Source organism: Allobosea sp. AK1, assembly GCF_006714945.1.
In the GTDB taxonomy this organism is placed as follows: domain Bacteria; phylum Pseudomonadota; class Alphaproteobacteria; order Rhizobiales; family Beijerinckiaceae; genus Allobosea; species Allobosea robiniae.
In genome coordinates this window covers 4,020,219-4,038,379 of the sequence record NZ_VFMG01000001.1, presented here as the reverse complement: position 1 = coordinate 4,038,379, position 18,161 = coordinate 4,020,219, and the positions used below count along the sequence as shown (strand labels likewise).

At 67.9% G+C, this 18,161-nt stretch carries 17 protein-coding genes; 7 read left to right on the top strand and 10 right to left on the bottom strand.

Annotated features, from left to right (window positions below; translation table 11 throughout):
- Positions 1 to 126 precede the first annotated feature (126 nt).
- Positions 127 to 1,260, top strand: a complete 1,134-nt coding sequence (locus FHT98_RS19470) for a DUF2336 domain-containing protein (RefSeq protein ID WP_142114979.1) — start codon at positions 127 to 129, stop codon at positions 1,258 to 1,260.
- Positions 1,261 to 1,285: 25 nt separating this feature from the next.
- Here the strand turns inward: FHT98_RS19470 and FHT98_RS19465 are convergent, their stop codons facing one another.
- Genes FHT98_RS19465 through FHT98_RS19455 form a run of 3 tightly spaced genes read right to left on the bottom strand, consistent with a single transcriptional unit; the run spans position 1,286 to position 4,011 of the window.
- Entirely contained in the window at positions 1,286 to 1,621 is a 336-nt protein-coding gene (locus tag FHT98_RS19465) for a DUF1491 family protein (protein ID WP_142114978.1), read from the bottom strand.
- A gap of 15 nt (positions 1,622 to 1,636) precedes the next feature.
- On the bottom strand, positions 1,637 to 2,188 hold the full coding sequence (locus tag FHT98_RS19460) for a hypothetical protein (protein WP_142114977.1): 552 nt from the start codon (positions 2,186 to 2,188) through the stop codon (positions 1,637 to 1,639).
- 14 nt (positions 2,189 to 2,202) lie between these two features.
- Positions 2,203 to 4,011: a PAS domain-containing sensor histidine kinase gene (locus tag FHT98_RS19455; RefSeq protein ID WP_142114976.1), complete on the bottom strand. Its 1,809-nt coding sequence runs from the start codon at positions 4,009 to 4,011 to the stop codon at positions 2,203 to 2,205.
- Positions 4,012 to 4,336: 325 nt separating this feature from the next.
- Between FHT98_RS19455 and FHT98_RS19450 the strand changes: the two genes are divergently transcribed.
- Both FHT98_RS19450 and FHT98_RS19445 read left to right on the top strand, forming a co-directional pair.
- Positions 4,337 to 4,606 (top strand): hypothetical protein, encoded by a 270-nt coding sequence (locus FHT98_RS19450; RefSeq protein WP_139163480.1) that lies wholly within the window; start codon positions 4,337 to 4,339, stop codon positions 4,604 to 4,606.
- Positions 4,607 to 4,646: 40 nt separating this feature from the next.
- A complete protein-coding gene (locus tag FHT98_RS19445; RefSeq protein ID WP_113585915.1) occupies positions 4,647 to 5,075 on the top strand; it encodes a SufE family protein in 429 nt (142 codons plus the stop codon).
- A 6-nt stretch (positions 5,076 to 5,081) separates the two neighbouring features.
- Here the strand turns inward: FHT98_RS19445 and FHT98_RS19440 are convergent, their stop codons facing one another.
- The 3 genes from FHT98_RS19440 to FHT98_RS19430 form a co-directional block, all read right to left on the bottom strand.
- Positions 5,082 to 5,876: a DUF6456 domain-containing protein gene (locus tag FHT98_RS19440; RefSeq protein WP_142114975.1), complete on the bottom strand. Its 795-nt coding sequence runs from the start codon at positions 5,874 to 5,876 to the stop codon at positions 5,082 to 5,084.
- Positions 5,873 to 6,241 carry a helix-turn-helix domain-containing protein gene (locus FHT98_RS19435; RefSeq protein ID WP_113585917.1) on the bottom strand — a complete coding sequence of 123 codons (369 nt, stop codon included), beginning with the start codon at positions 6,239 to 6,241 and terminating at the stop codon, positions 5,873 to 5,875. The genes FHT98_RS19440 and FHT98_RS19435 overlap by 4 nt, the downstream gene beginning before the upstream one ends.
- Before the next feature lie 238 nt (positions 6,242 to 6,479).
- On the bottom strand, positions 6,480 to 6,896 hold the full coding sequence (locus FHT98_RS19430) for a Ros/MucR family transcriptional regulator (RefSeq protein ID WP_061964725.1): 417 nt from the start codon (positions 6,894 to 6,896) through the stop codon (positions 6,480 to 6,482).
- Between the two features lie 330 nt (positions 6,897 to 7,226).
- Here FHT98_RS19430 and FHT98_RS19425 point away from each other — a divergent pair, with 330 nt between their 5' ends.
- On the top strand, positions 7,227 to 9,398 hold the full coding sequence (locus FHT98_RS19425; RefSeq protein WP_142114974.1) for a S9 family peptidase: 2,172 nt from the start codon (positions 7,227 to 7,229) through the stop codon (positions 9,396 to 9,398).
- Here the strand turns inward: FHT98_RS19425 and FHT98_RS19420 are convergent, their stop codons facing one another.
- Positions 9,399 to 10,796 carry a hypothetical protein gene (locus FHT98_RS19420; protein WP_142114973.1) on the bottom strand — a complete coding sequence of 466 codons (1,398 nt, stop codon included), beginning with the start codon at positions 10,794 to 10,796 and terminating at the stop codon, positions 9,399 to 9,401.
- Positions 10,797 to 11,074: 278 nt separating this feature from the next.
- Here FHT98_RS19420 and FHT98_RS19415 point away from each other — a divergent pair, with 278 nt between their 5' ends.
- Positions 11,075 to 11,671, top strand: coding sequence for a superoxide dismutase (locus tag FHT98_RS19415; protein ID WP_061964729.1), 597 nt, complete (start codon positions 11,075 to 11,077; stop codon positions 11,669 to 11,671).
- Positions 11,672 to 11,788: 117 nt separating this feature from the next.
- Here the strand turns inward: FHT98_RS19415 and FHT98_RS19410 are convergent, their stop codons facing one another.
- Positions 11,789 to 13,474, bottom strand: coding sequence for a methyl-accepting chemotaxis protein (locus FHT98_RS19410; protein WP_185745222.1), 1,686 nt, complete (start codon positions 13,472 to 13,474; stop codon positions 11,789 to 11,791).
- Between the two features lie 114 nt (positions 13,475 to 13,588).
- Positions 13,589 to 14,422, bottom strand: coding sequence for a ChbG/HpnK family deacetylase (locus tag FHT98_RS19405; protein WP_091855845.1), 834 nt, complete (start codon positions 14,420 to 14,422; stop codon positions 13,589 to 13,591).
- 194 nt (positions 14,423 to 14,616) lie between these two features.
- Between FHT98_RS19405 and FHT98_RS19400 the strand changes: the two genes are divergently transcribed.
- Both FHT98_RS19400 and murJ read left to right on the top strand, forming a co-directional pair.
- A complete protein-coding gene (locus FHT98_RS19400; RefSeq protein WP_248309260.1) occupies positions 14,617 to 15,648 on the top strand; it encodes a glycosyltransferase family 2 protein in 1,032 nt (343 codons plus the stop codon).
- 6 nt (positions 15,649 to 15,654) lie between these two features.
- Entirely contained in the window at positions 15,655 to 17,181 is a 1,527-nt protein-coding gene (gene murJ, locus FHT98_RS19395) for a murein biosynthesis integral membrane protein MurJ (RefSeq protein ID WP_113585922.1), read from the top strand.
- Here the strand turns inward: murJ and FHT98_RS19390 are convergent, their stop codons facing one another.
- On the bottom strand, positions 17,182 to 18,159 hold the full coding sequence (locus FHT98_RS19390) for an NAD(P)H-dependent flavin oxidoreductase (protein WP_142114971.1): 978 nt from the start codon (positions 18,157 to 18,159) through the stop codon (positions 17,182 to 17,184).
- Between the last annotated feature and the right edge of the window lie 2 nt (positions 18,160 to 18,161).

Genomic DNA, 18,161 nt, shown 5'->3' with positions numbered 1-18,161 from the left:
GCGAGGTGCGGGCAGCACCGAGTCGCAGGCCCCGCAGGCCCATCAGGCCCGGACATGGTTAACGCAGCCTTAACGGTCGGGGATTAATGCTGATTCATTATCAGTTTCCCGGTCCCCGAGTCCGTCATGCCTGCATCCGTCTCCAAGGAACTCGCCGATCTCGCTCGCCTGGCGCGCGAGGGCGGGCTCGACCTCAGCCCGATCTCGCTGCGCGTCAAAGCGGACCTGCTGCTCTCGACGTCGCATCCCTCGCCCACCGATCTCGCCGCTTTCAACGAGATGGCCGAGGCGCTTCTGCCGGGCATCGACGAGGCGACGGCGCTCATCCTGGCGCGCAAGCTTGCCGGCTGGGCGCATACGCCCGCGTCGGTCCTCGCCGGGCTTGCCGCGAAGGGCGGCGCCGTGCTGGCGGAGCTGCTTCGCCATGGCATGCCGGTATCGGCGACCGAGCTCGAAGGTTTGGTCGAAACCGGCGACGAGGCGATGCGCGCGGCCCTGGCCGTCCGCAGCGACCTCACCGCCCAGGCCGTGATCATGCTGGTATCGGGTGCGAATCGCGCGCTCGACCTTGCCCTGATCGCCAATCACAGCGCCCCGATGCCGCGCGCCGCCGTCGACAGCCTGATCGCGCGGGCCCGGACCGAGCCGACCTACCGGCCCGGCCTGCTCGCGCGCCCCGACCTGTCCAACCTCGAACTCGCGCCGCTTTTCCTCCATGCCGGGCCGGAACGGCGCCTCGCGATCCTCGAATCGCTGATGGCGCGCGAAGCTCTGCATCCCAGCGAGAGGCGCCCCGCCCTGTCCGCTGCGACGTTCGCCGGCTGGCTCGACCTCGCGGCCGAGGATCGGGACATCGCCTTCGCCGCCATCGCCGACCATCTCGGCGGTGGTGCGGCGCTGGCCGGCGCCATAGCGGCCGACGCGTCGCGGGATCTGGCGGCGCTCGTCCTCACGGCGAGCGGCACGACGGTCGAGGAAGCGACGCGCTTCCTGATCCGGCTCGGCGACGATACGGCTCATTCGGTCGAGCGCATCTTCGCTCTGGTCGCGCTGATGCGCTCGGTCAGGCCTGCCATCGCCTTCCGCCTGGCCATGCATATCGCCGGCACGATCGTCGCGGCACCGCAGCGGCGCGGCCAGCACCAGCCGTCCATGGACCCGAGCGGGACGCCCTCGCGCGCCGGTCATGCCCGGCCGGAAGCGCAACCGGCGATGTCGGACATTCTCGGAAAGATCGGCGCCAAGCGCGAGCGCGGCTGAGCCACCCCGCCTCGCTGGAGCGGTATCAGCCGCTCACGAGTGCGAGCCGCGGATCGCCGGCCTGGTTCTCGATCTCAACCAGCCAGAGATCGCTGTCGAAGCGCAGTTCCCGCGCGACACGATCCTCGATCGCCAGCGGATCGGAATCGAGCAGAAGCTGGAAGCGGCGCTCGCCATCCTCCTCGGCCAGCGCCTGCGGCGCCGGGGCGTAGAGCGCGGCAGTGCCGTCCAGCCGGTCGAGCTTGACGAAGATGGCGCCGGCCTCACGCGCGCCACGGCGGCGCAGCACGGCGACGAGGCCATCGAAGGCCGCCTGCCGCAGATAGGCGGAAACCCAGAAATCGCTGGTCAGCCGCGCCATGTCAGGCGCCGCCGATCAGGTGCGCGGGGCTGTGGCTGAACGGCTGGCCGCTCTGACATCCGCAGGCGGGCGCAGGTCGCCGTTGATCAGGTCAGCGATCGGATCGCGCGCGGGAGCCGCCGCAGCGCGCGGCGCAGGTGCAGCGGCCCGCGGCGCGGCCTGAACCGGCGCCGGCGGCCGGGGTTGCGCTTCGCGCGTGGCTTGCGCCTGGGACAGATCGTTCGGTCGCGCCGGCGGGCGGATCGGCTGCGCTGCGGGAGCCTCGACGGCGGGAGCAGGCACCGGTTCGGTGCGGCGCTCGGTCGTGGCCCGCGGCTGCGAGGCCGGCGCTGACGAAGAGAGAATCGGGGCCGGATGGCGCGCCTTCTGGAACAGCAGCGCATTGGCGACGATGGCGATCGAGACGATACCGAAGGTCAGCAGGACAAGCGCCCTGCCCGGCCGCTGCCCGGCGGTGCGGGCGACCCGGCCAAGCCAGGATGTCTTGCGTCGCGCCGGTTGGGCACGGCGCACCGGGGCGGACAGGGAAGCGCCGGAATGGGCGCGGGCGGCCATGGTCACGGACATCGGTCAGCTCGTCTTCAGGCGGTCAGGCGGAGAGGTTCTTTGGTATCGATGCCCCGGCGCGGAGCCCGGGCGAAAGTCACGATCTTGGCCGGCTGTTCGACGCCCTCGATGCCGCCGACCGGCAGCCGGACCGAGACGCGCGTGCCGATGTCCGGCGCGCTCTCGACCGTCAGGCGGCCGCCATGCAGGCCGACGAGCCCGCGCACCACGGACAGCCCGAGGCCGGTGCCCTCATGGCTGCGATCATAGGCGCCCTTGGCCTGGAAGAAGGGATCGCCCAGCCGGGGCAGGTCGGCAGCGGCGATGCCGATGCCGGTGTCGGATACCGAGAGATCGATCGTGTCGCCGTCGCGCACGACGGCAAGCGTCACGCGGCCACCGGCCGGCGTGAACTTGATCGCGTTCGACAGGAGGTTGAGCACGACCTGCTTCAGCGCGCGACGGTCGCCTTCCATCGCAGGCAGAGCCGGCCCGGTCACGCGCTCCAGCGCGATGCCGCCAGCCTCGGCCCGCAGCGCCATCAGCGCGCAGCAATCCTGCACCATCGCGGCGAGGTCGAGCGGCTCGCGTTCGATCGTCATCGCGCCGCTCTCGATCTTGGAGATGTCGAGCAGCGTGTTCACGACATCGAGCAGGTGATGGCCGGAGGCGTGGATGATACGGGCATATTCGAGACGCTTCTGCGCATCGAGCCAGCCATTGTCCTCGGCGCTCAGCATCTCGGAGAAGCCGATGATCGCGTTCAGCGGCGTGCGCAGCTCGTGGCTCACCGTCGCCAGGAACTGGCCCTTGATGTCGTTCGCGCGCAGCGCCTCGGCATGGCCGCGCTCGCGGGTTTCCTCGGCGGCCCGGCGCTCGGTCACGTCGCGCATCACGCAGACCACGGCCGCGCCATCGGCGGCAGCGGCGCCGGCAACGCGGCAGGCCTGCATCTCCAGCCAGAGCGAGACCGGCAACCTGGCCTCGCCCGCACCTTCGCGCGGCACGAAGAGCGTCCGGAAGCAGGCGGTCACGCCCTCCCCGCCGTGAGCGGCATCGCTCAGCGCCTTCAGGAAAAGCGGCCGGTCGGCAATGTGGACGCGCTCGAACAGGCCGCGTCCGAGCAGTTCGCGTGGATCGGCACCAGCCAGGGCCCGCGCCGCGGCATTGGCGAAGACGACCGCGCCGTTGGCGTCATGCCAGGTGACGAGATCGCCGACATGATCGAGCAGAAGCTGAGAACGCGCATCCGAGACGCGCTGCTCGCGCTCCTCGGCATGGCGCCGGCGCAGCAGGACCGCCGTCACGACCAGGGCCTGGGCCAGCGCGGACATCGCCAGAAGCGGCATCGCCTCGCCGGTCCACACCATCGTTTCGGAGAAAAGGCCGAGCCATTGCAGCCCGATGGCGGCGAACAGCGCGCCGACCGCGATCCAGCCGGCCCGCAGCATGAAGCCGCGCGAACCGAAGAAGGCCGCCTCGACCGGCACGACCGCCAGCCAGAGCAGCAAGGGGGAGGACAGACCGCCGGTCGCGCCCGCAAGCGCCACGATGAAGAGGGACAGCGCGGCGGAGGACAGCGCATGCGCCCGATCGAGACGGCCCGTGCGGGAAACCAGCGCCACGGAGAGAACAGCGAGCGCGGCAGCGACGATCATGGCCGCCTCGAAGGCGCCAGGCGCGCCGCGCCAGGCGAGATAGGCCGGAGCAAGGCCGAGCATGCCGCCACCGACGAGCAGGCGCGACAGAACGAAACGTTCGTGACGCCGCCTTTTCGCCGGGTCCGACTGCACCGATGCATGCACCAGTGCTGCCGCCTGTGTCCTCAATGCTGTCATCGCCATACGGAACGCAACGCCTTGCTTTCGCGGATACCCGATCCGCTTGGCCCAATCTCGCCATGGCCGGTTTAAGCGGGGCTTAAGGCGAAGCGCGGCGAAAGCCCGGGCCAGCGGCGGAAAGCAATTTTTTCTGTCGACTTTTCATGCAGTTAGATAAAATCATCGCGTTTTCTCGGCACGAGCCGATGTTCGCGGCAAGGTGAACGGAAGCTGAAGATCACTTGCGGCATTCGACTCGCATTTGAGCGTTTGGAATGACGCGATTTTTCGAGATCCCGGTCTAGGTTGTTCTCGCGGCGCAAGAGAGGCGTCGACGATGGAGACCGACATGGCCTACCTGCTGCGCAAGATCGCGATCATCGGCCTGATCGCCGTGAACTCGCCCGTGCATAGCGGCAAGCCGGCCGACGCCGCATTGCCGCAGGCCATGTGGCAGGCGGCCGAAACGGTCCGGACCGAGACGCGCACGGTCGCAGGCAGCCTGACCGCCGCGCGCGAAGCGGCCGAGATCCTCGCGGGAATGGACCCGGCCTTACGCGAGCGCATCCTGCATGCCGCGGCGACGACGGTGATCGGGAAGCAGGCGCCGCAGCGCTGAGCGCTTGACGCTCCCCCGCAATCGCGGGAAGACGCCGGTCATGACGACAAGCCTCGACGACATCGTCGCGAATTTCGAACTGCTCGACGAGTGGGACGATCGCTATCGCTATCTCATCGAACTCGGCAAGGGCCTGGAGCCCCTGCCCGAGGAGGCGCATGTCGACGCCAACAAGGTGCGCGGCTGCGCGAGCCAGGTCTGGCTCGTTGCCCATCGCGATGGCGGCAGCGGCCCGCAGACGCGGCTTCGCTTCGTCGGCGACAGCGACGCCCATATCGTGCGCGGGCTCGTCGCGCTGGCGCTGGCGATCTTCTCCGGGCGGGAAGCGGCGGAGATCCTCGCGACCGACGCCTTCGCCATCTATGAGCGCCTTGGCCTCGCCGCCCATCTCACGCCGCAGCGCTCGAACGGCGTGCGCGCCATGATCGACCGGATCAAGCGCGACGCCCAGGCTGCCGCCGCAGCCTGAGCCGTTTCAGCCGGTGGCCGGGAATTCGCTCGGCCGGGCATCGGCTGCCTGCCAACTGCGCACCCCGCTCTGCCGTGTGCGGCGGTCCAGGCCGTAATGCGTCACCAAGGTCGCCAGCGCGACACGCAGCACGACCTTTGCCGAGCGCGGCGGCCAACGGCGCTCCTTCTCGACGAGATCGAGCCCCTTGAGAAAGCCGCAGATATCGATCGCGAGACCTGACAGCTCCGGCCCCAGCCGGTCACAGGCGAGCCTGACGCGCTGACGCGCGGCGAGCGCGGTGTCGGACGAGCCGGCGACGTCGCGCGGGCCCGCCCCCGCCTGCTCCGGGGTGAGCGCCGCATCCCAGTTCATCGTCACGCGCGGCAGCATCCCGGCCAGTGTGATATCGGCGCGGAAGCGCTCGCCGGCCGCGAATTCCTCGTCGCCGATCTGGGGCCTGCCGTCCTTGCCCGGACGGCGATAGAGCCAGAGCAGTGGACTTTCGCGATCGTCCATCGCGGGAGCAGGCGGCTCGCCCGGCTCGGGGCGGGCCTTTTCCACGACCGGCGCGTCCGGCACCGATGGAGCGAGGCCGAGGCGGGCCGCTTTGGCATCTTTCGACCAGGCGACGAGCCCTTCCGCCGCCAAGGCCTGCACGGTTTCCGACGCGACATAGCCGGCACCCAGGCTTGTGCCGTTCACCGTCCGGTAGAGCGCGATGCGCCCACATCCCAGCGGGGAAACCAGGCCGTAGCATCCGGGCGCGGCGAGATGCCTCAGGAGCCGGCCGCGTTCCTGGCGTTCGATTTCAGCGCTCATCGGCGGGCCTCCGTCGGTTGGTCGACCAGCCTCGTCATCGTGGCCAGAAGTGCGGCTTCCAGGGCGGTCAACCCGAACTCCAGCCCCGGGTCGTCGCGGCGATCCTCGATCAGGGCACAGGCATGGCGAACGGTGGTGCGGTCCCGGCCAAAGCAGATGCCGACACGGGTGAGGCTCAGGCCGAAGGCGACATGGGCGAGATACATCGCCGTCTGGCGAGCCACCGCAATCGACTTCCGGCCTCGATGCGCGGCCCGCAGGCCGGCCAGCGGAATCCGGGTCGCGGCTGCGATGGCCACTTCCGCCAGGCGCGCAACGGCGCTGGCACGCAGGGCAGTTTGGGATTGGTCGCGCTCTTTGTTCATGATATGTTCCTATTCAGAGTCAGCCGCCCCTCCCCGCGAGGCGTGACCGATATAGGATTATATTCTTATATTCCGACTGGCAACCCCGGAGCCGGCTTTATCCCCGCCCCTCCCGACGAGACGCATGAAAAAAGCCGCCGAGATCATCGGCGGCTTTTTCCGGGGTCGGCGTAGCCAGAGCATCTTCTTCCCGCAAACCGAAGTTCACGTCGCTCGAAAATGCTCTATCGCACGCGGCTCAGCGGCGCTTACGGCGCTGCTGGCCGAGGCCCATCTTCTTCGCAAGCTGCGAGCGCGCCTCGGCATAGTTCGGCGCGACCATCGGATAGTCCGGCGGCAAGCCCCACTTCTCGCGGTACTGCTCGGGCGACATGTTGTACTGCGTACGCAGATGCCGCTTCAGCGACTTGAACTTCTTCCCGTCTTCCAAGCAGATCAGGTAATCGGCCGTGATCGACTTCTTCACGGGGATGGCGGGCTTGGGAGCCTCGGCCTGCACCACAGGCGCGGCGCCACCAATGACCCGGCTCAGCGCCGAATGCACTTCGCTGATCAGTGCCGGCAAATCCGAGGCAGGCACGGAATTGTTGGAGACATAGGCGGAAACGATATCCGCCGTCAGCTCAATGAAGTCCGCTCCGTCGTTCTCGGCCATGGCGATGTTTCTCCTTATCGTTCTTGCTGGCGTTATGCGCTGACCGTCCACCGCCTTGCGCCCGATAGCCTGATGAATATTACCAATAGTGGGTCAAGCACCATCGGCCCAGAATCAGACAACGCGGACTGATCGAGATATGCGTTTATTCCATGCTGTTTAGTTACGCAAGTCAGCAAATTCCAACAATTAATGTATTGAAACGTCAATATTTCGCCATCCGGATGCTGCGTTGCACTGAATGCGAAAATCAAAGCCGCAGATGGCCTCGATGTCTTGCAAGCTGATCCCGCCGCCTCTACGTGTCAGCGCCCCAGATCGGAGATCGTCATGCGCCTGGATCAGGATCGCCACTCCCCAAGCGCCGCGCCACGCAGGTCCCGCCGGATACCCCCGCCGCCGCGCGCCGAGATCCGGACCGCGGAAACGCAGGTCCACGGCGTCACCTTGCGCGACGACTACGGTTGGCTGCGCGCGGGTAACTGGAAGGATGTGCTGCGGGAACCCGACGTCCTGCCGGCCGATATCCGCAGCTATCTCGAAGCCGAGAACGCTTTTTGCAAGGCCTTGATGGCGCCAACGCGCGCACTGCAGAAGGAACTGGTCAAGGAGATGCGCGGCCGGATCAAGGAGGACGATGCGAGCGTCCCGCAGCCGGACGGGCCGTTCCTATACTATTCTCGCTACCGCAAGGGAGCCGAGCATCCGTTGATCTGCCGCAAACCGCGCAGCATGGCGGGAAAGACCGGCCGGGCGGGCGAGCAGATCATGCTCGATGCCGATGCCCTTGCTGAAGACAAGGATTTCTTCGATCTCGGCGACGCCGCGCATAGCCCGGATCATCGCCTGCTCGCCTGGAGCGCCGACGAGGCCGGCTCGGAACTGCATACGGTCCACGTCAAGGATCTGGAGAGCGGGGACGATCTGCCGGACCTCGTCAAGGACACGACCGGCGAGATCATCTGGGCCAGCGATTCCCGCTCGTTCTTCTATGTTGCGCTCGATGACGATCACCGCCCGTCGCGGGTGAAGCGCCACCGGCTCGGCGAGCAGGCCGAGCTGGACGCGTTGCTGCATGACGAAGCCGATGCCGGCATGTTCGTCGATATCGACAAGACCCAGTCCGGGCGTTTCCTGCTGATCACGGTTGGCGATCACGAGACCTCGGAGACGCGCATCCTCGACCTGGACCGGCCGGAGGCGAAGCCCGTCCTCGTCGCGGAGCGCGAGCCGGGGCGCCAGTACAGCCTGGAGCACCACGGCGACATCTTCGCAATCCTGACCAATGCCGGTGGCGCCGAGGACTTCAAGATCGTCACGGCCCCCGTCGACGCGCCCGCTCCGGCGAACTGGCGCGACCTGATCGCGCACAAGCCGAGCCGTCTCATCCTCGATCATGTCTGCCTGAAGGGGCGGCTGATCCGGCTGGAGCGCGAGGACGGGCTGCCGCGCATCGTCATCCGCGATTTCGTCGATGGTACAGAGCGCAGCATCGCCTTCGACGAGGAAGCCTATGGGCTGGGCATGGATGCGGGCTACGAGTTCGAGACCGATACGCTGCGCTTCATCTATGCCTCGATGGCGCGGCCGGCCGAAACCTATGACTACGACCTTGCCACCGGCGCGCGGACCTTGCTGAAGCGGCAGGAGGTGCCGTCAGGCCATGATCCGGACCACTATAAGGTGCGCCGGATCTTCGCCACCGCCTCGGACGGCGCGCGCGTGCCGATCTCGATCCTGCACCGGGCCGATCTTAAGCTCGACGGCAGCGCCCCCTGCCTGCTCTACGGCTACGGTTCCTACGGCTCGGCGATGTCGGCCTCGTTCCGGACGCGGCCGCTCAGCCTGGTCGATCGCGGCTTCGTCTATGCGATTGCGCATGTACGCGGCGGCACCGACAAGGGCTGGCGCTGGTATCTCGACGGCAAGCGCGAGAACAAGCGCAACACCTTCACCGATTTCATCGCCGCCGCCGGGGCGCTGGCCGATGCCGGCTTCACGACGCGCGGCCGCATCGTCGCCGAAGGCGGCAGCGCCGGTGGGATGCTGATGGGCGCGGTCGCCAACATGGCTCCCGAGCTCTTCGCCGGCATCGTCGCGGAGGTGCCCTTCGTCGACGTGCTCAACACGATCCTCGACGACACCCTGCCGCTGACGCCGCCGGAATGGCCGGAATGGGGCGACCCGATCCGCGACGTGAAGGCCTTCGAGACCATCCGCAGCTATTCGCCTTATGACAATGTCACGACACAGGCCTATCCGCCGATCCTCGCCATGGCCGGGCTGACCGATCCGCGCGTGACCTATTGGGAGCCGGCGAAATGGGTCGCGCGCCTGCGCGCCACCATGACCGGCGGTGGGCCGGTCCTGCTGCACACCAACATGGAAGCCGGCCATGCCGGGTCGGCCGGGCGCTTCGACTCGCTGAAGGAGACCGCCCTGGCCTATGCCTTCGCCATCCATACGGTGGGCGAAGGCTGGGACGCGGCAAAGGGCGCCTGATCAGACGCCCAGCCGGCTCTTCTCGCTGGCGAGATAGACCTTCAGCTCGTCCATCGAGGCGAAGCTGTATTCGCCATCGGGGGTCCGTGCCCGGATCGAGCCATCGGCGAAGATGGTGAAATGCGCATCGCCGACCTGATAGGCGCCGACGATACCCTCGTCGGAGGCCGGACGGCTGTCGGTCGCGGCCGGAGCCGCCTCGGCCTGCGGCTCGGACGCCTCGACGGGCTCGGACGCCGATTCCGGCTCGACGTTCCCCGCGTCGGATTCGTCGTCCTGAAGCGGCGGATCGACGGCATCGGAAACAGCCTCGGTTTCGGCATCGTCAGCCGCAGGCTCGGCCGGTGCATCGAAGGCGTGAGGCTCCGTCCGCGGCGGCCAGAGCGGAGCCCCCGTTTCGGTGGGCACCTCTTCGGCGGCGGCAGGAGACGTATCGAGCCAGGGCTCCCGGCGCGGCGAAGCGCGGTCCATCCAGGTCTCGGCTTCGGCGAAGGGGTCGGGCTCCTGCGAGAAGGACGGCTCGACGCGCCCGGTTGCGGGCTCCGGCTCGTTCAGGTGGCCCGCCAGGCTCTCGCGCAGGGCGCTGAACTCGTCACGCTCGGCTTCATCGCGGGCTGCCGCGATGGCCTCCCCCGCCTCGGTAGGAGCCGCCACGGGCTCATCGGCCGGCGGCTCGACCGAAGGTCGGTCGCCGAAGGGAACCGGCGCGTCATGCGCGGCGAAGGCTTCCTCATCGGCCACCGGCTGGGCATCGGCCGCAGCGGGCTCTGCCAGCTCATGCTCTTCCGCTTCAAAGGCGACCGGCTGAGGAGATGCGGTCGGCAGCGCCTCCTCGAACATGTCGGGCAGCGGCTCGGCTTCCTCAACCTGGGTCTGTGCCGATTCAGATGCCGCCTCGGGCTCGCTCTCCGCAGCCGGCTCCGGCTCCTGCAAGTCATGCGCGACGGGCGCGCCGAACAGGTCCCGGTCCCCGGATGAAGCAGGCACCTCGGCGGGAGCCGATGCGTTTTCGTCTTCGGGCTCGGTCAGGGCCTGCGCCACGGCGCTCGTCGCCGCAGCACCGGCGACCGCGCCGATCGCAACCGGGGCCACGGAGCGCGCAAATGCGGTGGCGTCGTCGCGCGGGAGCGACACGGGCGGGGCTTCCACCGCCGAGGCCGCAGGTAACGGCATGGCCGAACGAAGCTCGATCGCCTCGACCAGCGCGCGCCGGGTCGCCCTGACTTCCCTGAGGATCCAGGCGAGCGAGAGCATGATCAGGCCAGCGCTGCTCGCGATCGAGCCCATGATGACTTCGGTGAAGCCGCGTTCCAGCACCAGATAGGGCCAGCCGTCATAGATGGCATAGGCGCCACCACCGAACAGGAGCAGACCCAGAATGGTAAAAATCGCGATCAAATCAATATCCTTGGCAGGGCCGGACCAGAGCCGGCCTTTGCGTCACTATCTAACGTATTGAATAAGAGAGAGTTTCCAATCCGGACCGCTTAGAGGGAGAAATCTGGCGCGAATGTGGCGGCCTGTCGAGAAGACATATGCTTTTCGCGATGGCAGCGGTTGTCGACCGGCGCGGAGGCGCTTAACTATCGCAGGGAATGACAGGGCCTCCGCGGCTCCGCCTGTCCCGTACAGGCCATTCTCATTTCAAGCGATTTCACAGCCCAAGGAGAGGCCTCATGTCCTTTACCCTTCCCGATCTTCCCTACGCCCATGATGCGCTCCAGCCCTTCATGTCGAAGGAGACGCTCGAGTACCATCACGACAAGCACCACCTCGCCTATGTGACCAACGGCAACAATGCCATCAAGGGCACCGAGTTCGAGGGCAAGTCGCTGGAGGAGATCGTCAAGGGCTCCTATGGCAAGAACCCCGCGATCTTCAACAATGCCGGCCAGCACTACAACCACCTCCATTTCTGGAAGTGGATGAAGCCGAATGGCGGCGGCAAGATCCCGGGCGCACTGGAGAAGGCGATCGTCGATTCGTTCGGCTCGGTCGACAAGTTCAAGGAAGACTTCGTCGCCGCCGGCGTCGGCCAGTTCGGTTCCGGCTGGGCCTGGCTCGAGGTCAAGGGCGGCAAGCTCGCCGTCAGCAAGACCCCGAACGGCGAGAGCCCGCTCGTCCACGGCGCGACCCCGATCCTCGGCGTCGACGTCTGGGAGCACTCCTACTACATCGACTACCGCAACCGTCGCCCCGACTATCTCAAGGCCTTCCTGGAGAGCCTGGTGAACTGGGACTACGTGGCCGAGCGCTTCGACGCCGCGAAGTAATTCGGCGGTCTTCCGGATACGAAAACGGGGCCTCGCGGCCCCGTTTTTTTGTTCGCGGGTGTTTTCCCGCAGGCGCTGCGGCGCGAAGTGCCGCTGCGCAGATGCGGGGCTGCCATCTCAGGCGGCGACGTTGCGCAGGAACTGGTCCACGGTCGAGTCGAGACGCTGGGCCTGGTCGGCGACCTCGCCGGCCGCGCCGCGCACCTGCTCGGCCGAGCGCCCGGTCTCCTCGACGCTGTCGGCGAGCACGCTGAGATCGCTCGAGACCGAGAGGGCCGAGGTGCTGGCCATGGCGACGCCGCTGGCAATCTCGCCGGTCGCGATGGCCTGCTGCTCGATCGAGGTCGCGACCGAATTCGCGAATTTCTCGATGGCGTTCATCCGCTCGGCGATGTTCTGGATCGCGCCGACAACCTGGCCGGTCGCACCCTGGATGGCGGCGACCTGCGCCACGATGCGGTCGGTCGCATCCGCGGTCTGCGCCGCCAGCGACTTGACCTCGGAGGCCACCACGGCGAAGCCGCGGCCCGCCTCGCCGGCACGCGCCGCCTCGATCGTGGCATTGAGGGCAAGCAGGTTGGTCTGCGCGGCGATGTCGCGGATCAGGTTGACGACCTCGCCGATGGCGCGGGCGGTCTCGTCGAGCGCCTGCACGGAGCCTGCGGTATCGCGCGAGACGGAGGCCGCCTCGACGATCTCGGTGCGGACGCGGCGCACCTGGAACTCGACCTCGCGGATGGCCGCGCCCATCTCTTCGGCAGCCTGCGCGGCACTCTCGACATTGCCCGAAGCACCATGGGCATTGTCGGCGGCGCGGGCGGCACGCCCGGACGATTCGGCAGCGACGCGGGCAAGCCCGTCGGAAGCCTCGCGCATCCGCTCGGCATTGCTCTTGAACGCTTCGAGCGCCAGGCCGACCTCGCTGCGGAAAGAGGTGATCGCATGGTCGACGCCCTGCTGGCGCGAGCGCCGTTCAACCTCGGCCACGCTCTGCTGCTCCTCGAGCGTTGCCCGCTCGGCGAGACGAATCTTGAGGACGCCGAGCGCACGCGCGATCGCGCCGATCTCGTCGCGCCGGCCCAGCGCGTCGATCGGCGTCGAGAGATTGCCGTCGGAAATGCTGACGATCGCCTTCGTCATGCTGCGCAGCGGCCGCATCGCCCGCGACAGCGAGAGCCAGAGCAGCGGGCCGAGCACCAGCAGGATCAGCAGGCCGAGCCCGATCGTCACGAACTGCTCCCAGGCGGCACGCGCCACGAGGCGCGTCTTGTCGAAGCGCAAGGCGACATAGCCGATCTGCTTCTGCTGGCTACCGACGCGGACCGCGTGGATCTTCGTCACATAGACATTGTCCTCGATATCGATCTCGTTGCGCGTCTGCAGAGCCTTCCAAGGCTCTTCGCCGATCTGTTCGGCGAGCCAGCGCGGCGTCAGCGACAGCCGCGCTTCGACAGTGCGTCCCGCGGACGCCAGCCCGGCGACATCGTCGGCGACGATGCCGGCATCGAAATCGGGGTCGCGCTGCAACGAGGCGAGAATGGACCCGAGCGTGTTGTTGTCCCGCGACAGGATCAGGGACGGCGCAGCATTGACCACCATCAAGGTCAGCGCCATGACCTTCTGATCGAGATCGGCGCGGGTGCGGGCATCGTTATAGCGGGCGATCGCCAGCACCACGAAGACGATGGCGACAGCGACGATCGCCACGGCTGCGGTTGCGATCTGCCGGCTGAGTGAGCCAAGGGCCTGCCTGCCCGGCTGCGCCGGCTCTCCCGCGCCGGCTGCGCGCCTGAACACCTTCATCGAGCCGACCATCTCCAGAACCGGCGCAAACTGCTGCGAAGAGCGGCGCCTCCAACCCGACGCCACAATGGCCGGTTCCGGTAAACAAATCGCTTGCGGCGCGCCGTCTCGCTATCAGTCCTCCAAGGTGGCGAAGCGGCGCAGCGGCAAGCCGGGCGGCGACACGAAGGCAGCGATGGCGGCGTGCTCGACAGGCCGTGACGCGACCACCGGATCGAGCGTGGCAAGCTCGTCATCGACGAAGCCTGGATGACACATGACGAGATGGCGCGGCCCCGGCTCGATCAGGAAACGGGCCAGATCCGCAGCGAAATCCCGTTGCGGATCGAAGGGCGCCACGCCGGAAAAGCCGCGATTGACGCGCAGACCCCGCTTCAGCGCCGCGCTGCGGAAGCCGGCGGCGAGACCGGCGATGACGAGCGCCTTGCCGACCGCGACGCCGCGCGCGCGAATTGCGGCCAGACGATCCGCCGGATCGCGCACATAGAGCGCCCCCGCCGGATAGCGCCGTGCCAGGGCATCGAGCAGCGCCCGCCGCACGCCAGGCAGAACATGCACATGCTGGTGACCGTCGACGAAATCCGGCCGCCGGCCGAGCGCGTCCTCGAAGGCATCGAGCTGGCACGCGATCTCGGTCGCGATCTCGGCCCGCGCCGCCGGTGACATCGAGGCTGCGCGCGCAACCTCCTTCAGCTTCGGCAGGGCACCGCCAGGCGCCAGCCGTGGCATCGTTGACAGCGGCGCCGCGCAGGTGAGGTTGAGATGCAGGCCGAGATCGGCCTCGCCCGCGAAGACGGCGAGCTCGGGCGCCAGCCGACGCCAATGCGGGCGATTGGTCATCGCCCCGGTCGCGGTGAGCTTGCCGCGTTCGAGAAGGTCGAGGATGGCGCGGCTGACGCCGTCCGTCAGGGCGAAATCATCGGCGCACAGGATGAAGCCCTTCGCCATCGCGCGTATCGTCCCTCGTTGACCGGGCTCGCGCTATAGCGCGATGCCTTCCCGATGGGAACGCGCCGCCATAAAGTCGCGCGTTTTACCAGGGCAGTTTTACCGTGCCGGACTTGTCGCCCGGCAAGCTTTGCGGTTCTGTGCGTCGCGCCTCGCCGGAGAGGCGTATGCACCCGCAGTTTGAAAGGTCGTTCGTGACGGATATCGGGTCTCAGCCGGTTCAACGTGCGCCTCGGGCCTCCCGCTGGCCCGAACTCTCGATCGTCGTGCCCGTGCACAACGAGGCCGATAACCTCGCCCTGCTCGTCGAGCGCCTGCGCACGGCGCTCACCGGGGAAGTCGCGTCCTGGGAAATCGTCTTCGTCGACGATGGCAGCCGCGATGAGACCCTTGCCGTAATCCGCGACCTAAATGCGGCCGACCCACGCATCAGCGCCGTCTCGTTCAGCCGTAATTTCGGCAAGGAGATCGCGATCGCAGCCGGGCTCGACCATGCGCTCGGCGATGCCGTCATCATCATGGACGCCGACCTGCAGCATCCGCCGGAGACCATTCCCGCCTTCCTCGCCAAATGGCGGGAAGGCTATCTCAACGTCTACGGCCAGCGCACCGACCGCGAAGGCGAGACCCGGATGAAGCGCGGCTTCGCCAAGCTGTTCTACCGCATCTTCGGCTATTTCGGCGAAACCCCTCTGCCGGAAGGCGCCGGCGATTTCCGCCTGCTGGACCGCAAGGCCGTCGATGCCCTGCGGGCGCTGCCGGAGCGCGCGCGCTTCTCGAAAGGACTCTATGCCTGGGTCGGTTTCCGCTCGGCCGGCGTGCCCTTCCATGTCGCCGAGCGCGAGCACGGCCAGTCCAAGTTCAAATACCGCAAGCTGTTCTCTTTCGCCTTCGACGGTTTGTCCTCCTTCTCCACCGTGCCCCTGAAGATCGCGACCTGGTCAGGCGCGATCATCGCGGTGATCGCAACGTTGTCGGCAGTCTATTTCATGCTGCGGACGCTGCTCTTCGGCACCGACCTGCCCGGCTTCCCCTCGCTGATCGTCTCGATCATGTTCTTCTCGGGCATCCAGCTCGTCTCGCTCGGCATGATCGGGGAATATGTCGGGCGCATCTTCGCGGAGGTGAAGCGCCGGCCGCTCTATCTGATCGGCGAGCGCGTCGGCTTCGACGCCCGCACCGTCGACCACCCGCGCGGCGACGCCCTGCCGCCGCTGATCCGCTAGGCCTTCATGCTCAGAAACATCCTGTCGGTCGGCGGCTACACGCTGATCTCGCGCATCACCGGCTTCGTGCGCGACATCGCGCTCGCGGCTGTGCTGGGCGCGGGCGCGACGATGGACGCCTTTTCGGTCGCGCTACGACTGCCCAATCATTTCCGGGCGATCTTCGGCGAAGGCGCCGTCAACCAGGCCTATGTGCCGACCTATGCCCAGATCGCCGAGAAGGAGGGGCCGGAAGCGGCCAGCCTCTTCGCCGACCGGCTCTTCACCGTCCAACTGATCGTGCAGGTCGTGCTGCTGGCGCTGGCCTTGCCCCTGATGCCCTGGCTGGTCAGGCTGCTGGCGCCGGGCTTCGCCAAGGACCCGGCGGTGTTCGAACTCGCGGTCGCGCTGACCCGGATCACCTTCCCCTATCTGCTGTTCGTGACCATGGTCACGTTCCTCGGCGCGACCCTCAATGCGGTCGAGCGCTATGCCGCCTTCGCCGCTGCGCCGATCCTGCTCAATGTCTTCATCGTCGCCGCGCTGGCCGTGCCCTTCCTGTTTCCGAGCGCGGCCCATGCCGCGGCCTGGGGCGTCGCGATCTCCGGCGTGGCGCAATGGATCGTGCTCTATGTCGCGGCCAAGCGGGCCGGCGTGTCCAGCAAGATCGTGCGGCCGCGCGCGGATGCCGGGGTCCGGCGCTTCCTCAAGATGTTCGGGCCGGCCGTGATCGGCTCGGCCGGCGTGCAGATTTCGATCTTCGCCGACACGATCATCGCCTCGCTATTGCCGCGCGGCGGCTATGCGGCGCTCTACTATGCCGAGCGGCTCTACCAGTTGCCGCTCGGGCTGATCGCCATCGCGGTCGGCACCGTCGCGCTTTCGGCGATGAGCCGTGCCATCGCCAAGGGCGACGATGCGGCCGCCAACCGCGCACAGAACCGCGCCATCGCGATCTCGCTCGTCGCGAGCGCGCCCTTCGTCGCGGCTTTCGTCGCCGTACCGGAATTGATGGTCGCAGGCCTGTTCCAGCGCGGCGCCTTCGATGCGCAAGCGAGCGCGGCGGCGGGTGCCGTGCTCTTCGCCTATGCGCTCGGCCTGCCGGCAATCGTGATGATCCGTGCGCAGGTCTCGGCCTTCCAGGCGCGCGGCGACACGACGACCCCGATGCTGATCGCGCTGGCGGCGATCGCCTGCAACCTCGCGCTGAAGCTCCTGCTCTGGCGCGACTGGGGCGCGCCGGGGCTGGCGCTCGCGACCGCGGCCGGCGCCTGGGTCAATCTGCTGACGCTGTTCGTGCTGGCAAGGCGGCGCGGCTGGACCGAGCCGGACCGGCGACTGCCGGGCTTCGCGGCGATCGTCTGCGCTGCGGCGGCGATCTGCGGCCTGCTGGCCTGGTGGGGAAAGCCGCTGGCGCTCCAGCTCACCGCCGCCCTGCCCTTCGAGCCGCTGCTGATGGCGGTGCTGCTGGTGTCCGGCGTCGCGGCAATCGTCTACGCCGTGCTTGCCGGCGGGTTGCTGAAGGCGACGGGGCTGCTCAGGCTGCTGCGCTGATCAGGTGAGGAAGCGCTGCGCCCCGCCGAGCAACGCGGCAGCTTCCGCCACCATGCGCTCGACGATCTCGCCGGCGCTCGGGATATCGGAGATCAACCCGGCAGCCTCGCCGAAGATGACGGCGGCCTTGTCGGGATCGCCGGCCATGAAGGCCTCGCGATAGGCGGGGCCTTCGACGGCAATGGCTTCCTTTAGCGCAGCATCGCGGCCGGCCCAGCTTGCGATGAAGGCGTTGTCCGAGACGCGGATGTCGAAAGGCTTCGGCCAATCGAGCTGACGGGCGATGTCCGGCAATGACGAGCGCACCGTCTGGTCGCCGGTCGCAGCGACGGCGGCGGCGTGATGGCGCTCATGCACCATCGCTTCGCGGCTCGCCCAGAAGCGCGTGCCGGCGAGCACGCCATCCGCGCCGAGCATCAGCGCAGCGGCGAGCCCTCGCCCGTCTGCGATGCCGCCGGCAGCAACCAGCAGCGTATCGGGGCTTTCACGAGCGATGAGGTCAGCCACCTCGGGCACGAAGGGCAGCGTCGCGCGGCTGGCACCATGCCCGCCTGCTTCAGTGCCCTGCGCAACGATGATCGCAGCACCGGCCTCGATGGCCTGACGGACATGGGCGAGCGTCTGGCACTGGCAGATCAGTGGTACGCCCGCCGCTGCGATCTCCGCAGAGAAGGGGCGCGGATCGCCGAAGGAGAGCATCAGGGCGGCCGGCTTGTGAGCCAGCGCCTGCGTCAGCAGCTCAGGCTTCCTGGCCATCGACCAGGTGATGAAGCCGCAGCCGACCTGCGTATTGCCGGCGGCAGCGAATTGCTGCGCAATCCAGCCGGCATCGCCATAGCCCCCGCCAATGAGGCCGAGGCCGCCGGCACGCGTGACCGCCGCGGCGAGCGCCCCGCCGCCTGCCAGCGCCATCGGCGCCGACAGGATGGGGTGGGCGATGCCGAGGCGTTCGGTCAGTCGCGTGGCAAGGCGCGCCATGG